General features: G+C 68.8%; 19 protein-coding genes and 1 pseudogene. 12 read left to right on the forward strand and 8 right to left on the reverse strand.

From position 1 onward, the window contains the following. Positions 1–194: 194 nt before the first annotated feature. A complete protein-coding gene (locus AB5J87_RS36210) occupies positions 195–647 on the reverse strand; it encodes a hypothetical protein (RefSeq protein WP_369383003.1) in 453 nt (150 codons plus the stop codon). A gap of 429 nt (positions 648–1,076) precedes the next feature. Then, positions 1,077–1,487, reverse strand: a complete 411-nt coding sequence (locus AB5J87_RS36215) for a winged helix-turn-helix transcriptional regulator (protein ID WP_369383004.1) — start codon at positions 1,485–1,487, stop codon at positions 1,077–1,079. Between the two features lie 101 nt (positions 1,488–1,588). Here AB5J87_RS36215 and AB5J87_RS36220 point away from each other — a divergent pair, with 101 nt between their 5' ends. From AB5J87_RS36220 to AB5J87_RS36255, 8 genes are all read left to right on the forward strand, one after another. After that, positions 1,589–2,446 carry an alpha/beta hydrolase gene (locus tag AB5J87_RS36220; protein WP_369383005.1) on the forward strand — a complete coding sequence of 286 codons (858 nt, stop codon included), beginning with the start codon at positions 1,589–1,591 and terminating at the stop codon, positions 2,444–2,446. A 592-nt stretch (positions 2,447–3,038) separates the two neighbouring features. Continuing rightward, positions 3,039–3,485, forward strand: a complete 447-nt coding sequence (locus AB5J87_RS36225) for an SRPBCC domain-containing protein (RefSeq protein WP_369383006.1) — start codon at positions 3,039–3,041, stop codon at positions 3,483–3,485. Continuing rightward, on the forward strand, positions 3,482–3,874 hold the full coding sequence (locus AB5J87_RS36230) for an ArsR/SmtB family transcription factor (RefSeq protein ID WP_369383007.1): 393 nt from the start codon (positions 3,482–3,484) through the stop codon (positions 3,872–3,874). Before AB5J87_RS36225 ends, AB5J87_RS36230 begins: the two co-directional genes overlap by 4 nt. 20 nt (positions 3,875–3,894) lie before the next feature. Next, the gene (locus AB5J87_RS36235; RefSeq protein ID WP_369383008.1) at positions 3,895–4,368 is read left to right on the forward strand and encodes an SRPBCC family protein; all 474 of its coding nucleotides are present in this window, start codon (positions 3,895–3,897) and stop codon (positions 4,366–4,368) included. A gap of 34 nt (positions 4,369–4,402) precedes the next feature. Then, positions 4,403–4,663, forward strand: coding sequence for a hypothetical protein (locus AB5J87_RS36240; RefSeq protein ID WP_369383779.1), 261 nt, complete (start codon positions 4,403–4,405; stop codon positions 4,661–4,663). 530 nt (positions 4,664–5,193) lie between these two features. Then, entirely contained in the window at positions 5,194–5,520 is a 327-nt protein-coding gene (locus tag AB5J87_RS36245; protein ID WP_369383009.1) for a hypothetical protein, read from the forward strand. Positions 5,521–5,534: 14 nt separating this feature from the next. Next, complete coding sequence (locus tag AB5J87_RS36250) at positions 5,535–5,684, forward strand: hypothetical protein (protein ID WP_369383010.1); 150 nt, start codon at positions 5,535–5,537, stop codon at positions 5,682–5,684. A 411-nt stretch (positions 5,685–6,095) separates the two neighbouring features. Beyond that, positions 6,096–6,449, forward strand: coding sequence for a hypothetical protein (locus AB5J87_RS36255; protein WP_369383011.1), 354 nt, complete (start codon positions 6,096–6,098; stop codon positions 6,447–6,449). A 214-nt stretch (positions 6,450–6,663) separates the two neighbouring features. Here the strand turns inward: AB5J87_RS36255 and AB5J87_RS36260 are convergent, their stop codons facing one another. The 3 genes from AB5J87_RS36260 to nadC form a co-directional block, all read right to left on the reverse strand. Beyond that, positions 6,664–6,957 carry a DUF1330 domain-containing protein gene (locus tag AB5J87_RS36260; protein ID WP_369383012.1) on the reverse strand — a complete coding sequence of 98 codons (294 nt, stop codon included), beginning with the start codon at positions 6,955–6,957 and terminating at the stop codon, positions 6,664–6,666. Positions 6,958–7,150: 193 nt separating this feature from the next. Next, positions 7,151–8,005: a PhzF family phenazine biosynthesis protein gene (locus AB5J87_RS36265; RefSeq protein ID WP_369383013.1), complete on the reverse strand. Its 855-nt coding sequence runs from the start codon at positions 8,003–8,005 to the stop codon at positions 7,151–7,153. Continuing rightward, a complete protein-coding gene (nadC, locus tag AB5J87_RS36270) occupies positions 7,993–8,886 on the reverse strand; it encodes a carboxylating nicotinate-nucleotide diphosphorylase (protein WP_369383014.1) in 894 nt (297 codons plus the stop codon). The genes AB5J87_RS36265 and nadC overlap by 13 nt, the downstream gene beginning before the upstream one ends. Before the next feature lie 443 nt (positions 8,887–9,329). Between nadC and AB5J87_RS36275 the strand changes: the two genes are divergently transcribed. Beyond that, a complete protein-coding gene (locus AB5J87_RS36275) occupies positions 9,330–9,695 on the forward strand; it encodes a winged helix-turn-helix transcriptional regulator (protein WP_369383015.1) in 366 nt (121 codons plus the stop codon). 193 nt (positions 9,696–9,888) lie between these two features. Beyond that, positions 9,889–10,088: pseudogene (locus tag AB5J87_RS36280) on the forward strand (hypothetical protein); the annotation flags it as partial. A 178-nt stretch (positions 10,089–10,266) separates the two neighbouring features. Here the strand turns inward: AB5J87_RS36280 and AB5J87_RS36285 are convergent. Together AB5J87_RS36285 and AB5J87_RS36290 are read right to left on the reverse strand one after the other, a co-directional pair. Then, positions 10,267–10,638 (reverse strand): hypothetical protein, encoded by a 372-nt coding sequence (locus tag AB5J87_RS36285; RefSeq protein WP_369383016.1) that lies wholly within the window; start codon positions 10,636–10,638, stop codon positions 10,267–10,269. 449 nt (positions 10,639–11,087) lie between these two features. Continuing rightward, positions 11,088–11,558 (reverse strand): Lrp/AsnC family transcriptional regulator, encoded by a 471-nt coding sequence (locus AB5J87_RS36290; protein WP_369383017.1) that lies wholly within the window; start codon positions 11,556–11,558, stop codon positions 11,088–11,090. 95 nt (positions 11,559–11,653) lie between these two features. Here AB5J87_RS36290 and AB5J87_RS36295 point away from each other — a divergent pair, with 95 nt between their 5' ends. Both AB5J87_RS36295 and AB5J87_RS36300 read left to right on the forward strand, forming a co-directional pair. Further along, on the forward strand, positions 11,654–12,529 hold the full coding sequence (locus AB5J87_RS36295; RefSeq protein WP_369383018.1) for a TIGR03619 family F420-dependent LLM class oxidoreductase: 876 nt from the start codon (positions 11,654–11,656) through the stop codon (positions 12,527–12,529). After that, positions 12,526–12,954: a nucleoside deaminase gene (locus tag AB5J87_RS36300; protein WP_369383019.1), complete on the forward strand. Its 429-nt coding sequence runs from the start codon at positions 12,526–12,528 to the stop codon at positions 12,952–12,954. Before AB5J87_RS36295 ends, AB5J87_RS36300 begins: the two co-directional genes overlap by 4 nt. Positions 12,955–13,476: 522 nt before the next feature. Here the strand turns inward: AB5J87_RS36300 and AB5J87_RS36305 are convergent. Continuing rightward, a complete protein-coding gene (locus tag AB5J87_RS36305; protein WP_369383781.1) occupies positions 13,477–13,845 on the reverse strand; it encodes a hypothetical protein in 369 nt (122 codons plus the stop codon). Positions 13,846–14,045: the final 200 nt, after the last annotated feature.

Genomic DNA, 14,045 nt, shown 5'->3' on the forward strand with positions numbered 1-14,045 from the left:
AAGCCCGTTGGCGTGGCGGCCGAAGTCCCGCCACCCCGTATCACGGCACGAGACGGTTCGGGACCCCTCCTGCGCCTGGCCCGCACCCTCTCCGACGACGAGCACATCTGTTACGTCCAGGACGTTGTGGTGAATCCGGCGAACCGCCCGGATCTGCGCGAGACGGCTCCGTAGCAGGAGCAGACGGGGAGCGGTCAGCAGGTGACGGTCACCTCGTGGGTGACCGGGCGCGCCGTCCAGGGGTAGGTGGTGACACCGAAGGTGGCGCGGACGGTGGAGCCGCAGGCCACGTCGGTGCTCAGACCCGCAACGTCCAGGTTGGCGCTGTTGAAGAGGGCGTACTTGGTGGCGTTCGGCAGCAGAGCGCCATCGACCGTGGCGGTGAAGGTGGTGGTGAGTTCCTTCGGCGTGGGGGCCGGGCTGCCGGGGGAGGGCGGGCCGGCGAGGCCGACCTTGCCGACGAAGGTGATGGTGTTGCCGGCGACTTCGGCGCACAGACGGGTGGAAAGGCCGGACTGCAGACCCGAGTTGCCGCAGGTGACTACGGTCTGGGCGGAGTTCGCAGGGGCGGCGACGGCGATGGCCGGGGTGAGGGCGGCGAGGCTCAGGCTCGTGATTGCGGCAGTGAGGAACATCGAAGACTTCATGGTGGATCTCCCTACAAGGAGAGGCCGTCGAGTGGATCCCGCTCGGCTCGTATGACATGTGATATTGCACAGCTTGTGTGAAGATCAAGTGTTCTTCATGTGAACGATTTGAAATCGCGTGGCGGCGACTCATCAACGCCGTTGTCGGGAGGCGGAGTTGACGGAAGAGGGGGCGGCGGGCGGGCATGTCAATGGGGGGCGAAGACCCCCGCCCCTGAGCGCCGGTCCGGGCCTGCCGAGCGCACCTGCGGTCCCGCCAGCAGCGCCTCTGCTGTTGCCCTTACTTGATCGAGCTCCTGCCACACGTGGCTCGGACGCTACGCTGCCGAACTCGATATGAGTCGGTCAGGGCGTCAGGTCAGGTGGTGGAATTCGGCCCCCGGTCGCGCCGCAGCGGGAACTTCAGTGCTCGGTACCGGATCGTGCTGCCTATCCCTCATCGGCTTCCTGGTCGTCGGCTTCGTTGGCACGGTCGATCTCGGCCATGTGCTCCTCCGCCCAGTTCCGCAGTCCCGCTAGCGCGGCTTCCAGGGACAGCCCGAGTTCGGTGAGTCGGTAGAAGACCCGTGGTGGCACGGTCGGTTCGACCCGGCGTGACACCAGCCCGTCGCGGGTCAGGCTTCGCAGGGTCACGGACAGCATCTTCTGCGAGACGCCGGGCATCCGGCGTTTCAGTTCCGCGAAGCGCACCTCGTCCGGTGCGGCATCGGCGAGCGTCTTGACGGCCATGGACGTCCACTTCGTACCGATGCGGTCCAGCAACTGCCGCGTCGGGCACTGGGGATCGAACAGATCGCCGCGTGCCCCGCGGTCGGCGGCCCCGGTTCCTGCGGTGGTCACCTGTGGCTCACCACCTTCCCTGAAAGTGCCGTCTTGGAAGCGATCGGACAGTTACTTATCGTTTTGTGGTCACTAATAGTAACCGCTCAAGGGGAACCGTCATGCCTGATACCAACGCACCCGATCTGCGCCGCATCGCAACGAACGGCGTCCAGCTCAACGTCGCAATCGCCGGGGACGGACCTGCGGTTCTCCTGCTGCACGGCTTCCCGCACACCTGGCAGCTTTGGAGCGGCATCATGGGCCAACTGGCCAGCCACTACCGGGTCATCGCCCCGGACCTACGAGGCTGCGGCGCCAGTACACGCGCCGTCGAGGGCTACGACGCGGGCACCCTCGCCGCCGACGCAGAAGGGCTGCTCGACGCCCTCGGCGAGCCCTCTGCAGCGGTGGTCGCCATCGACGCGGGCACCGCCCCCGCTGTCCTGCTCGCACTGCGCCGACCCGACCTTGTCCGGCGCCTGGTCGTGATGGAAGCACTGCTCGGCCACCTGCCCGGGGCGGAGCACGCCGTCGCGGGCGGCACACCGTGGTGGTTCGGCTTCCACACCGTCCCCGGCCTCGCCGAGACCGTCCTGGCCGGCAACGAGGCCCCATACATCGACTGGTTCCTCAACTCGGGGACGCTCGGGCGCGGAGTACCCGACGACGTCCGCGCGGCCTTCGTCCATGCGTACACCGGCAGCGAGGCCCTTCGCTGCGCGTTCTCCTACTACCGGGCCCTGCCGACCAGTGCGCAGCAGATCCAGGACGCCGTCGCGACGGCTCGGCTGACCATGCCCACCATCGCCGTTGGCTCTCACCCCGTCGGCGCGGCGCTCGAACGCCAACTCCGTCCCATCACTGATGACTTGGTCGGATACCACCTCCAGGACTGCGGCCACATCATTCCCCTCGACCGCCCGGACGCATTGCTCGCGCTCCTTGCTCCCTTCCTCTCCATCGATCTGGCGAAGTGAGTGGATGCTTGTCCGCGCAACTCGCTGGCCAGGAGCCCGTACAGCACCCTCACGGTGGACAGCAGCTCGCCGGTGCGCGGGTGGCGGGCGGTGAGGTCCATCGCGGAGGAGGCGCCGTTGTGGATGCGCAGGGCGAGGCGGTCGCGGTGCAGGACGTCGAGCATGTCGAGGATGTACTGGTTGCCGCGCACAAGGCGGAACGTCTCGGAGATGTGCACGGTGTCGCCCGATGGCCTGCGCTGAATGACCGGCCAGCGCATCGAGGTCTCCGGTGGGCCCCCTGAGTGACCGGGCGAGCCTGTCCGGGGCTTGCCGATGTTCCCCGGGGGCGTGGTCCGAGGCGTGTACGTCCGGCTCGACCGCCGCGTCGAAGCGGCTGCGGCCACAGGCCCGGCGGCCTGATCTGTCCGTCGCCATCCGGCGAGGACGCCAGAGCGTAAGGGGCGCGTCGGCGGCAGATGTCGTCAGCTCGTCCTCATCACCTCCGGCAAGCAGCCGGCCCCGTCGAGGTGCAACCGTCAGGTTGCACTCAACGCCATGACATGCAACCCTTGAGTTGCATCTCGATGGTGGTGATGAAAGGAGTCCCCTGATGAGCGAGGACCGTATCGAACGCGAGACCCTGATCGAAGCACCCCTGGAGCGGGTCTGGTCCCTGGTGGCTGAGCCCGGTTTCTGGGTGGCCGACAAGGCGAGCCTGCCCGGCACGGTGGCCAGGGAGGGCGAGACCGTGGTGGCGAAGAACCCGGAGTACGGCGACTTCCCGGTGCGCGTGGAGAAGGTCGAACCGCCGACCTATCTGGCCTACCGCTGGGCCAGCGCGTTCCCCGGAGAAGAACTGCGAGAGGACAACAGCACTCTCGTGGAGTTCACGCTGACGCCGGAAGACGGCAGGACGCGGCTGCGCGTGGTCGAGAGCGGGTTCTCGGCGCTGGCCGGATCCGAGGAGCTGCGCGGCAGGGCCGTCCAGGACAACACCGGCGGCTGGCAGCAGGAGCTCGACGCACTCAAGACGCGCGCCGAGCAGCCCGCCGCGTGACCGACCAACCCCGCGGCGCCGCAGAGGCGGTCGACACCGTCCTCGCCGCCCTGGCAGACCCGACACGGCGCCGACTGCTTGAACTGCTCGCCGCCCAGGGCGAGGCCACCGCGACGACGCTCGCCGCGCATCTTCCCGTCTCGCGTCAGGCCGTGGTCAAACACCTCGGTGTCCTGGACGCCGCCGGGCTGGTGAGCGGCGGCCGTATCGGGCGGGAGGTGCGCTATGCGGTGCAGCCGGCGGCGCTCGATGCGACGGCGCAGTGGATGGCCGCGCTCGCCGTCGACTGGGACCGGCGCCTGGCACGCATCAAGCACATCGCCGAGGCCGCAGAGCGGGAATCGCCAGCCGGCCGGACGAGCCGTAACGCGTCAGATCCACCGAAGTGACCCCGTAGAGGAGCATGATCATGTCTGTGGAGAACCAACACCTCACCCACGCCCCTGCGGCATACGCCTGCATGATGGTGCGCGCGCCCGCGGCGGAGGCGTTCCGGGCGTTTGCCGATCCGACGGTCACGACCCGGTTCTGGTACAGCAAGAGCAGCGGACCCATGGTGACGGGGGCCGAAGTGCGCTGGGAGTGGGAGACCTACGGGGCATCGGCCGACGTCCGGGTCCAGGAGGCGGAGGAGGGACGTCTGATCCGGTTCGAGTGGGGCAACTATCAGCAGCCGACCACGGTCGAGCTGAAGTTCAGCCCGCGCACGGAAGAGACCACCTTCGTCGAGGTCACCGAGACCGGCTTCCAGGGCTCGGGGGACGACGCCGTCCGCTGGGTCAACGACACCGTCGGCGGCTTCACCACCGCTCTGTGCGCGATGAAAGCCCTGCTCGAACACGGCATCGAGCTCAATGCGGTCCCTGACCACCACCCAGCCTGACCACGTGCTAGGAGGTGGGCGGAGGCTGTCCTTGATGTTTGAGAACGGCCCCTGCCGCCCGGTCGGCCGGAAGATCCTGGCGCCTGTCGTCCAAACGTGGTCGGGTCGGCTGCTGTGGGCCACGATCAGCGCCTGGCGGCCATCCTCCTGCGGCGCGGACCTGATCGACCTGGAGCTCGACGGAGGCCGCTTCACACCGGTCCCCGAACATGCCCGCTCGATCTGGGAGCGGCGGCTCGCTGGACCGCCGGCCGCCGCGAACACCTGGGCCGGCATGGACGTCACCTTGGCATGAGCCGTGTCCGATCCGTTTCCCTGGCCGTCCATGTCCCTCCTCCGCTCTCGCCCCGGGCCGGGCGAGATAGCCCGCAGATGCCGGGATGTCGTGTCATGCCGATCGTGGCGACCAGGGCGGGGCGGCGGTCGTAAGGGTGGGGGTGGCCGGGGAGGTGCGCGGTCGGGTTGGACGAAGAGGTGGTTCGGGGGCTGGCAGGTTGCTCCGAGCAGGCCGCTTTTCCCCTATCGAGACCGCCGCGTGACCTTCGGCATGACTCATCTCATAGCGGGCTTGCCGAATCTTGACCCATTTATGAAAGGTGCTTTTAAATCCCACCTGTTCGCCCCGGTCCGGGGCGGGCGTGGAGCAGCCGCATCCGCCAAAGATCACGGCTGCTCCACCGTGTGGAAACCACAGGGGGAGAGTACGTCAAGCGCTCCTGCGTGCGCTTCGTGCTGCCGTCACCTCCGTCGCGACGGCCCCGGTGAGGTCATCGGAGTGACGTGAGGAACGCCTTGCCCTCTCCCTCGCATCAGGCAAGGAACAGAGTGAAGAAGATCATCACGGGCATCCTGGCGGGCGCGATCGTCCTCGGTGCCGCTCCCGTGGCCCAGGCTGTGGACCCCCGGCAGGAGCACAACATCTCGAACTGCTACTTCGACAAGAGCAAGACGGGCCAGCAGAGGGCGAAGTACTGCAAGGCACTCGAAGGCCGCCCGATGACCCAGGCGGCCAGGAACTGCCTTCTGCGGGCGGGAGTCGGCAGCGCCGCGGCACTGATCGTGGGGCGGATCAACAAGAAGGTCGCCCGTGAGATCGCCGTCAACACCGTGGGAGCGGGGGCGGCTGCCTGCCTCTCCTCCATGATCAAGTAGGTCGAGGTATGCGCATGCTCCGCAAGGTTGCCGTTCTAGCCGTGTGGTCCGCCACGCTGGCGGTGGTCAACAAATTCTGGATCGAACCGCTCTGGGGCGAACTCCTCTTCACCGCCGTCACAGCAGTCCTGGTGGCCTACATCCTGGGCCGACTGGACCGGTGAGCGGAGCGCCGAGCCCCACCACTCGCCCTGACCGCGGAGCCTGAGAGGCAAGGCTGTAGAGGGGTGGGCGCTGCTCGTGGCGCTCGCCACCTATGGCCCCGGTGCCTCCGTGCCTTCACGAGCGTGGTGGCTCTCACCACCCTGCCCGTGAGCCGTTCGGCGGGGCAGGTACCCGCCGGCTGGCGGGGGAGGGATCAGTCCGCTGGGCGATTTGAGGGAAGTGATCGCCTTGGCAAGCTATTGCAGGGGCGGTTCAGGGTCGGTTTCCCGATCAAGCCGCAGCCCCAAGGGGGCAGCTCCTCCTCGCTGGGCGCCAGGGGGAGCGGCGACTATCAATTTCATTGAGCTCGTGACCCGACGGTTTGACCACCGTCGTACTACGGGTTCGACTGCACAGAGAAAGGAACGCACATGATGCGTTGGGGGAACAAGGCTGCCGCAGGAGCACTCGCCGTCGTGCTGGGGGCCGGCGGTACAGGTCTCATCGCTGCGGCTCCGGCTCAGGCGGCCGGAAAGTACACCTGCAAGGCGTACGCCGACATGGACCGGGCGGGGCGGCCGAACGCCTACTCCGTGTGCAACGGTGGCGGCAGCAAGAACGTCTCGCAGCACCGGGTCCAGATCAAGTGTGACCAGGTCCAGGGAGCCCGGGAGCGCGTCGTGACGCTCACGCTGCACGGGGCGTGGGTCGGTCCGGGGCAGAAGTCCAAGGTGCAGTGCGGGTTCAAGAACTTCCTGCGCGGCTTCAGCGTCCAGACCAAGTAGCGGTCCAACACGGGGAGCGGCCCGGTACGCGCGATGCGTACCGGGCCGTTCCCCGTGGAGTGCGCGGTGTGTTGGCGGACGTCGCCCATGTGCCCCTTGGCCGCCGCGCAAAGTGGCAGGCCGGCGGCACTGGCGTAGGGCGGTAGGGCGCGCGGACGGGCTGGGGCGATCCCCGCGGCCTGCATCGTGTTCCTCCCCGACGCGGCATCGATCGTCAGTCGAGGCCCTCGACGATGCGGAAATCGCGCTCGACGCTGTCAGCGAGTACGGCCAGTGCCTCCTGGTAGGCCGCACTCGTGCGTGCGGCCACCGCCTGTTCGAAGCTGTCGAACTCGATCAGGATGGTGCGCTCGGCGATTCCGGCGTCATGTGCGACGACCCGGCCGTCGCGGGAGAGCACCCGCCCGCCTGCGGCCCTGACGGCTGGACCGGCCAGTTTGTCGTAGTCGGCAAGCGTCTCAGGGTCTGTGATGGCGCGGTAGACGCTGACCCAATAGCCCTTGGCCACGGTACCTCCGGTGTTTGGAATGGATGATCGGAAGCTTGCTCAGATGTATGGCCGACGCGCTGTGGGTCAGCGAGCCGACGGGGTCGGCGTTGAAGCTGTGGCTCCGCCCGCAGGTACCGCCTGAACCTGCCGGCCTCTCGCCGCAGCAGTTGGACCTGCTGCAACCGGCACCCTCGCGTTGGACGCGCGCGCCTCATCGCATGACGGCGCGCACGATTGCTGCCTGGCCGCCGACTTGGATCCGGGGTCCCGTACGGTCGCGGTGCACGGTCGCCGTGATGGTGGACGGGCTGCCGAGGTGGTCACCCATGTCGACAGCGAGATGGTGTGTGCCGAATCCGGCAACATGCGCTGCCAGGCAGGCCGTGCTGTTGGCGTTGGCGATGTCTTCGGGGACGCCGATCGACGGGGCGAACATCCGGGCTCCTGCTCGGCCGTGCCGGTCTGGGGGCGAGTAGGCGTAGCAGCCCAGCAGGCCGTTACGGTCACAGGCTGCGCGCAACAGGGCAAAGTCCGGGGCGAGTTCGGCCAGTGCGGCGCGGGACCGTACGGGCAGGAGGAGCCTCGGCCGCCCGTTCGACGCCACGCAGGCGTCGCCCGTGATCGCGTCCTCCGTCAGTCCGAGGCCCCCTGCGACTGCCCTCAGTTCGGTTCCACCAGTGTTACGCAGGCTGACCGGACCCGGATCGAACGATGCCATCAGGCCGACGCCGTTCCGGTTTGCCCGGCCGTCGAAGCTGCGGTGGGCCGTATGCAGGACGGCGCGGTAGTCGTCGTCGCCTTCCCGTTCGGCGAGTATGGCAAGGGCGGCGACGGTGCCGTGACCGCAGGCGGGCAGCTCACCCTGGGCGGTGAAGAATCGCAGGGTGTAAGAGGGGCGACCACGCTCGACTCCGGCCGGGCAGAGGAAGACGGCGTGCGATGTCCCCCACTCCGCGGGAAATCGGCACCGCTCCTCGTCGGTGAACGGCCCATCGTCCAGAACGGCGGTCGGGCTGCCACCCGCGCCGTCGCGCTGACAAGCGAGGGCGACTGCTACCTCGGACATGGCGCCGGGCCGGTGGTCAGCAGCATGGTCAGGTCCAGTGCGGGCGCGCTGTGCGTCAACGCCCCGACCGAGATCAGGTCGACGCCCGTTTCGGCGATGGCGATAACGGTGTCCAGCCGGATGGTGCCCGAAGCTTCCAGCAGGATCTGGGAGGCGTCGTCCCCCGCGTCCCGGATCTTCACGACCTGCTTGATGTCGGCCATCGGCATGTTGTCGAGCATGATCCAGCGGGCTCCGGCGTCGAGAGCTTCGACGGCCTGGGCGACGGTCTGTACCTCGACATCGCATTCCACGGTCTGCCCGGTGCGTGCCATCCCGCGCCTGACGGCCTCGATCGCGGCGGTCACCCCGCCCGCCGCGGCGATGTGGTTGTCCTTGAGCAGGACCATCGCCGCGAGGTCGAGGCGAAGGTTGTGGCCGCCGCCTGCGGTGACCGCGTACTTGTCCAGGGCGCGCAGGCCCGGCGCCGTCTTGCGCGTGTCCAGGATGCGCGCCTTGGTCCCTGCCACGGCTTGGACGTAGCGGTCGGTCAGGGTCGCGATGCCGCACATGCGCTGCAGGAAGTTCAGCGCCGTACGCTCCCCGGTGATCAGGCTGCGCGCCGAACCGGACAGGTGCACCAGAACCTGACTGTCGGCCAGGCGGGTGCCGTCGGCGACGGCCGGCTCGACCTTGACCTCGGGGTCGACCTGCGCGAAGACCTCAGCGACCAGGGGGAGGCCGGCGGCGATGCCGCTTTGCCGGGTGCGGATCTCGGCCGTGGCCACCAGGTCCTCGGGGACGCTCCACATGGTGGTGATGTCCCGCCCTGACGCGTCCTCGGCCAGGGCGGTAGCGGCGGCGGCCCGTGCTGCGGCCGAGGGAAACTCGGTCGTGGTCATCTGGTCTCCATGTCTGAGCTGATCTGGGCTTGGTGGCGGCAACTGCCGACGGGGCAGCACCGAAGGTCCGCTGGGCCGGTCCACAGGGCTCGGCGGACGCCGTACTCGGTCTCCCGCACGCTGGTCATCCGTCCCACCACCATGCACAGATGCCAGGTGAGTCGTTCGTGTGACTCGGTGGCGGCGTCGGACCCGAGGCGCCATGTGCATGTACTGGCCCGCCCGGCCGGTCTTGGCCTGGGCGACACGGGCATTGAGGAACGCCTGTCACCGAGGCCGTTGGGGCAGATGCCACGACACTCTCCTATGTTTCGATTTCCGAAGCGGTCGCTGATGCTAGCGTGTCGGTATTCGAAGCATCAACCCCGGAGGCAGGGCATCCCCACATGGCAACACCCAGACCTGGCAGTCCTGTTCGCGGCTCGACCACCGGCCGCCCCCTCATGGCCGCACTCGATCTGTTCGGGCGACGGTGGAGTCTGCGCATCCTGTGGGAGCTTCACGAAGGGCCGCTCGGATTCCGCCCCTTGCAGAAGCGGTGCGACGACATGTCCTCCAGCGTGATGCGGCAGCGCCTGACCGAACTCCTGGAGGCGCGTGTGATTCACCAACTGCCGGACAGCCGCTACGAACTCACCCCGCTGGGACAGGAGGCGCGCGACGCCCTCAACCCCCTCGCCCAGTGGGCGGGACGCTGGGCAGCCACGATCGATCCACAAGGCGCGGACCACATCGACGACCAGCCCGCCCGCGTCTCACGCCCGGACACCGTGGACGACGGGGCGCAGGAGAGAGGCTCCGCGGACTGACGCCCCGCCTGGGATCGGAGGCGGGACGGGACCGCCGGGTCGCGAGATCGGCGTGGCTCGGGCGTGGGCCGGGGGACAGGCGTGAATCCATCACCCATCCTCGTGAAGGCAACCGCCAGGACAGCGCCGAAGATCGGGCGGACTTCATGCGCTGCGCACGACTTCGCGAACCGAACGGCCCCGGGGTGAACGGATACTCGTCTTCGCGAGCACTATCACCGGTCGGCCGAGGTACGTGTAGTCGACCAGGGCCTTCGTGATGCTGACGCGGCGAAGGGCCAAATCTTCGCGCCCTTCCCACGGTGCGGAGATGTCTTGCGTGGTGCTGGAGTCGGCCTCGGGCTGGCCGTCGCGCGGGGCTTCGCCGAGGTGATCGGAGGCAGAAGGTCTGCGCCCGCTTTCGCCGCCATGTTCCCAACGGAGACGGTGCGGTCCCAAGGCGGCTTGCTGTTCCGGGGGTTTGTAACGCACCGCAGGAGCCGCCGTGCGCTGGGATCCCTGAGTGGATACTGGAGCCTTGGGCGGGTCCGGATGGCGCCCGTGCCGGACGTCCGTGGCGGGTGCGGTGTCGCTAGGCGGCAGCGTCGCGGGACACCTGGCGCGCCCACAGCACCAGGGGAATCTGGAGCGGCACCCGCGCCTGAGCGGCACGCTTCAACGGCGTGGGCTTGTCACGCCAGTCGAGGGCCATCTGCGCGTTGGCGGGTACGACCGCGACGAAGAACGCGGCGGCCGCGGAGGCTGTACGTGCCCGAGTGCGCGGCAGAGCGATGCCGGCGGCGAGGGCAAGCTCCATCGCGCCGCTGGCGTAGGTCCAGGCGCGTGCTGATCCTGGCAGGACGCGCGGCACGATCGCGTCGAACGGCTTGGGCAGCAGCAAGTGGGCTGCCCCCGCCCCGGCGAGCAGTCCGGCGAGGAGGTGCGGGGAACGGGCGCGGGGCATGGGGGCCTCCCTGTGATCGGGGCACGGATGGCGCGCCATCTTACTTACCAGTAAGTAAGGGTGTCGAGAGCCGGCGAGGCGTCCACCGAGTGACCAGTCCCCGCACAGTGTCCCGGCCAGTTCTGAAGGGGCTGCATGGGCACCGGCGTCGAGCGCGCCCTGCAAGCCTGCTTGCCACTTGCATGACTGGGCGAGCTGCTCCTTCGGGGTTCGTTCTCCACGCCGTCGCGTGTCCTGGTCCGGGAGCGGGGCGCGATCAGCGAGGTCGGTCTCGCTCGCGGGTAGGCATGACGCGAAGCGCTGCCGGGTGCTCCTTCCGCCTGGTCAGCGAGAGCCGTCCCGTGCGGAGCGCACGGCCGCGCCGGATACGTGGTGGCGGCGGGCGAAGCTCCTTTGGGTGCAGTTCGCTCGGGGGCGGCGAGCGGCTCGGCGACGGAGGGTCTTCGTGCCTACCCGACGGTGTCCACCCGAGGCACCCCTGGCCCCCGCAGCGGGAGCGTGCGGCTGAGGACGAGGTTGGTGGTGGTGCTCCCGAACTCGGCCAGCTCGTCGACGATCTCCTCCAGGTGGGCCATCGACGTGGCCGCCACCTTCATGACGTAGCAGTCGTCTCCGGTGGTGCGCAGGCACTCCATGATCTCCGGGCGCTCCTCCAGCAGTCGGCGCAGCGGCTGGTGCCGGGTTCCCGGCCCCGGGTACTTGAGCCGGACCACCGCCATCACGGGGTAACCGGTCCGCTCCGGGTTCACCTCTGCCCGGTACCCCGTGATCACCTCGGCCTCCTCAAGGCGGCGCACCCGCTCCTTGGTCGCCGACGCGCTCAGGTTCACCCGCCGTGCCAGCTCGGTGAACGGGATCCGGCCGTCCCGCTGAACCTCTGCCAGGATCGCCCAGTCCGTCGCGTCGAGAATCACGGTCATACGCCCACTCTACCGGCGTATCCACGGCAGAACCGCCTCTGAACAGGCGGGAATCCCTTCTGCCGACCCCTACGCCCTGCCTAGGGTTGGGCCCTGTGAAGATCGGAGTGAACGTCCCCAATTTCGGCCCGGGCACAGACCCTGGAGCGCTGCGGAGCTGGGCCCAGACCATGGAGGGCCTGGGCTTCGACCTCCTGATGATCTCGGACCACATCGCCATCACACCGGATGTCGCCGAGCGCTATCCGCCCCCCTTCTACGAGCCCTTCACGGCCTTGTCCTGGCTGGCCGCCCTCACCACCCGGATAGAGCTCGGCACAACGGTCCTCCTCGCTCCCTACCGGCACCCGCTGCTCACCGCCCGCATGGCGGCCAACCTCAACGAGCTGAGCGGCGGCCGCCTCGTCCTCGGCATGGGAGTGGGCTGGGCACGGCAGGAGTTCGCCGCCCTCGGCATCCCGTTCACACAGCGCGGACGGCTGACCGACAGCCATCTGCGGGACATGCGGGCCGCCTGGAAGGACTCCGCCTCCTACGGAGAGCGGCGGATCCCGGTGTGGGTCGGCGGCAACAGCGACGCAGGGCTGCGCCGGGCCGTTCTCCATGGAGATGCCTGGCATCCGCTGCGCCCCACCCTGCCGTGGCTGCGGGAAGCCACCGGCAGGCTCACGACGTACGCGGGCCAGCAAGACCTGCCCACGCCCGCCCTGGCTCCCCGCATCGCCCTGCGACTCACCAAGGAACCGGTCGACAAACCGGAACGGCTCGCCGGTGAAGGCACCATCGACCAGGTCATGGACGACCTTGACCAACTGCGGCGACTGGGTGCCGAATCCGTTGTCCTCGACACCTACACGGGTGACCCCCGCACGACATGTCGCCCACAGGCGGCCTGGCAGGCTCTCGCCACCGTGGCCGCGCACCTCGCGCCACCCAGCATCCCACCCAGTCCCAAGACGGAGCAGCCATGATCACACCGGACGACCACGTCCTCCTCCGGCGGGCCATCGCTCTCGCGGCCAAGGCACGCGTGAGCGGCAACCCGCCCTTCGGGTCCCTGCTGGCAGGACCGGACGGGACGATCCTCGCCGAGGAACACAACACCACCCTCACCGACAACGACGTCACCGCACACCCCGAACTCAAACTGGCGAGGTGGGCCGCAAGAGAGCTCGACGCGCACACAGCGGCAGGCACCACGATGTACACCAGCTGCCAGCCGTGCGGAATGTGCGAGGCCGTCATCCAACTGGCGGGACTGCGCCGAGTGGTCTTCGCCCTGTCCAACGAACAGCTCCTGGACATCAGACCGGGCACCGACCGACCGCCCGTGCCGCAGGACGGCCCCGCACTGCTCGACGAGGTACGGGCCGCGGTCGAGCCCTACTACCGCTGAACGCCGCGCCCAGACCGGGCCGAACTGGGGTGTCAGAAGCCCCTCTTGGCGTCCTCAGCCGTGCAGTGGCGGGGGGCGGTCGTTGGGCTGACATAGGGGGAGGGGGAGGGGCCGCGCCAACGGCCCCTCCCGGTGGAGCTTGCGCGTCGGACCGTCAGTCCCGGCGCAAAGGCAGCCATTCTTCATGGTTCTGTCCCTTGCCGTGAGTATGCCGCTGTGCGGACTTGTTCATCGCGTCTGCTTCTTCACAGTCCCCGGAAAGGCTGTGAACAGGAAGAACGCTGGTGGTGCGGCAATTGTTCACGCCGGGTGGATGGGCTGTGGATTAGTTCATCGCGAAGGACAATGTAGCTGTTATGGCGTAAGTCGGTCATTTTGCTATAGGTGTCCAGAGAGCCCTGCCGGGGGCATGCTGAGGGTGCCGGTCGCCACCCGTTCCGCCGCCCCGGCGGCGGAGCGAGCGGGTCGCAGCGCCAACTGCGGCCCGTGCAGGGCGGGGACCAGGCGCCAGGTATCGGACCGTCACTTCGCGGCAGGAGTCGCCACCATGCTGATCTCCGGTTTCCCTTCCCGCTCGTCCGCCTCCGTTCCATCCGTCCGAGTTGTCGTCATCGTCATAGTCATCGCTGTGATCACCACCGCGCTCACGCGCAGCGGGTACAGCGCGAGCGCCGCACTCTCCCTCGTCGCCATGGCCACGGCCACGGCCGGTGAGCTGGCCCGCCAGCTCACCACTGTTTCGCGGAAGCGGCGGTAAGCGCCGTGGGCACGGGACGGCCCGGACGCCCGCAGCGCCCGCTCGACACCACCGTCCCGGCCCTGGCGGAGCTCGCGCACCACCTGCGCGGGCTCCGCCGCACGGCCGGGCTGACCCTCGAAGACCTGTCCCACGCGACGAACTGGAGCAAGGGCGCACTCAGCAAGGCGACCACGGGCCGGGATCTGCCCAGCCCGGAGCTCGTCGCGGCGTGGGTGCGTACCTGTGCTCCCGGGGCCAACGCGGACCTGTGGCTGGCCCGTTACGCGCGGGCCGCCGAGGACTACGGTCGGTTTCGTCTCGGACGGGGTGGGCCGCCACCCCCTGCCTCCGC

It is taken from the genome of Streptomyces sp. cg36, from assembly GCF_041080675.1.
GTDB lineage: Bacteria > Actinomycetota > Actinomycetes > Streptomycetales > Streptomycetaceae > Streptomyces.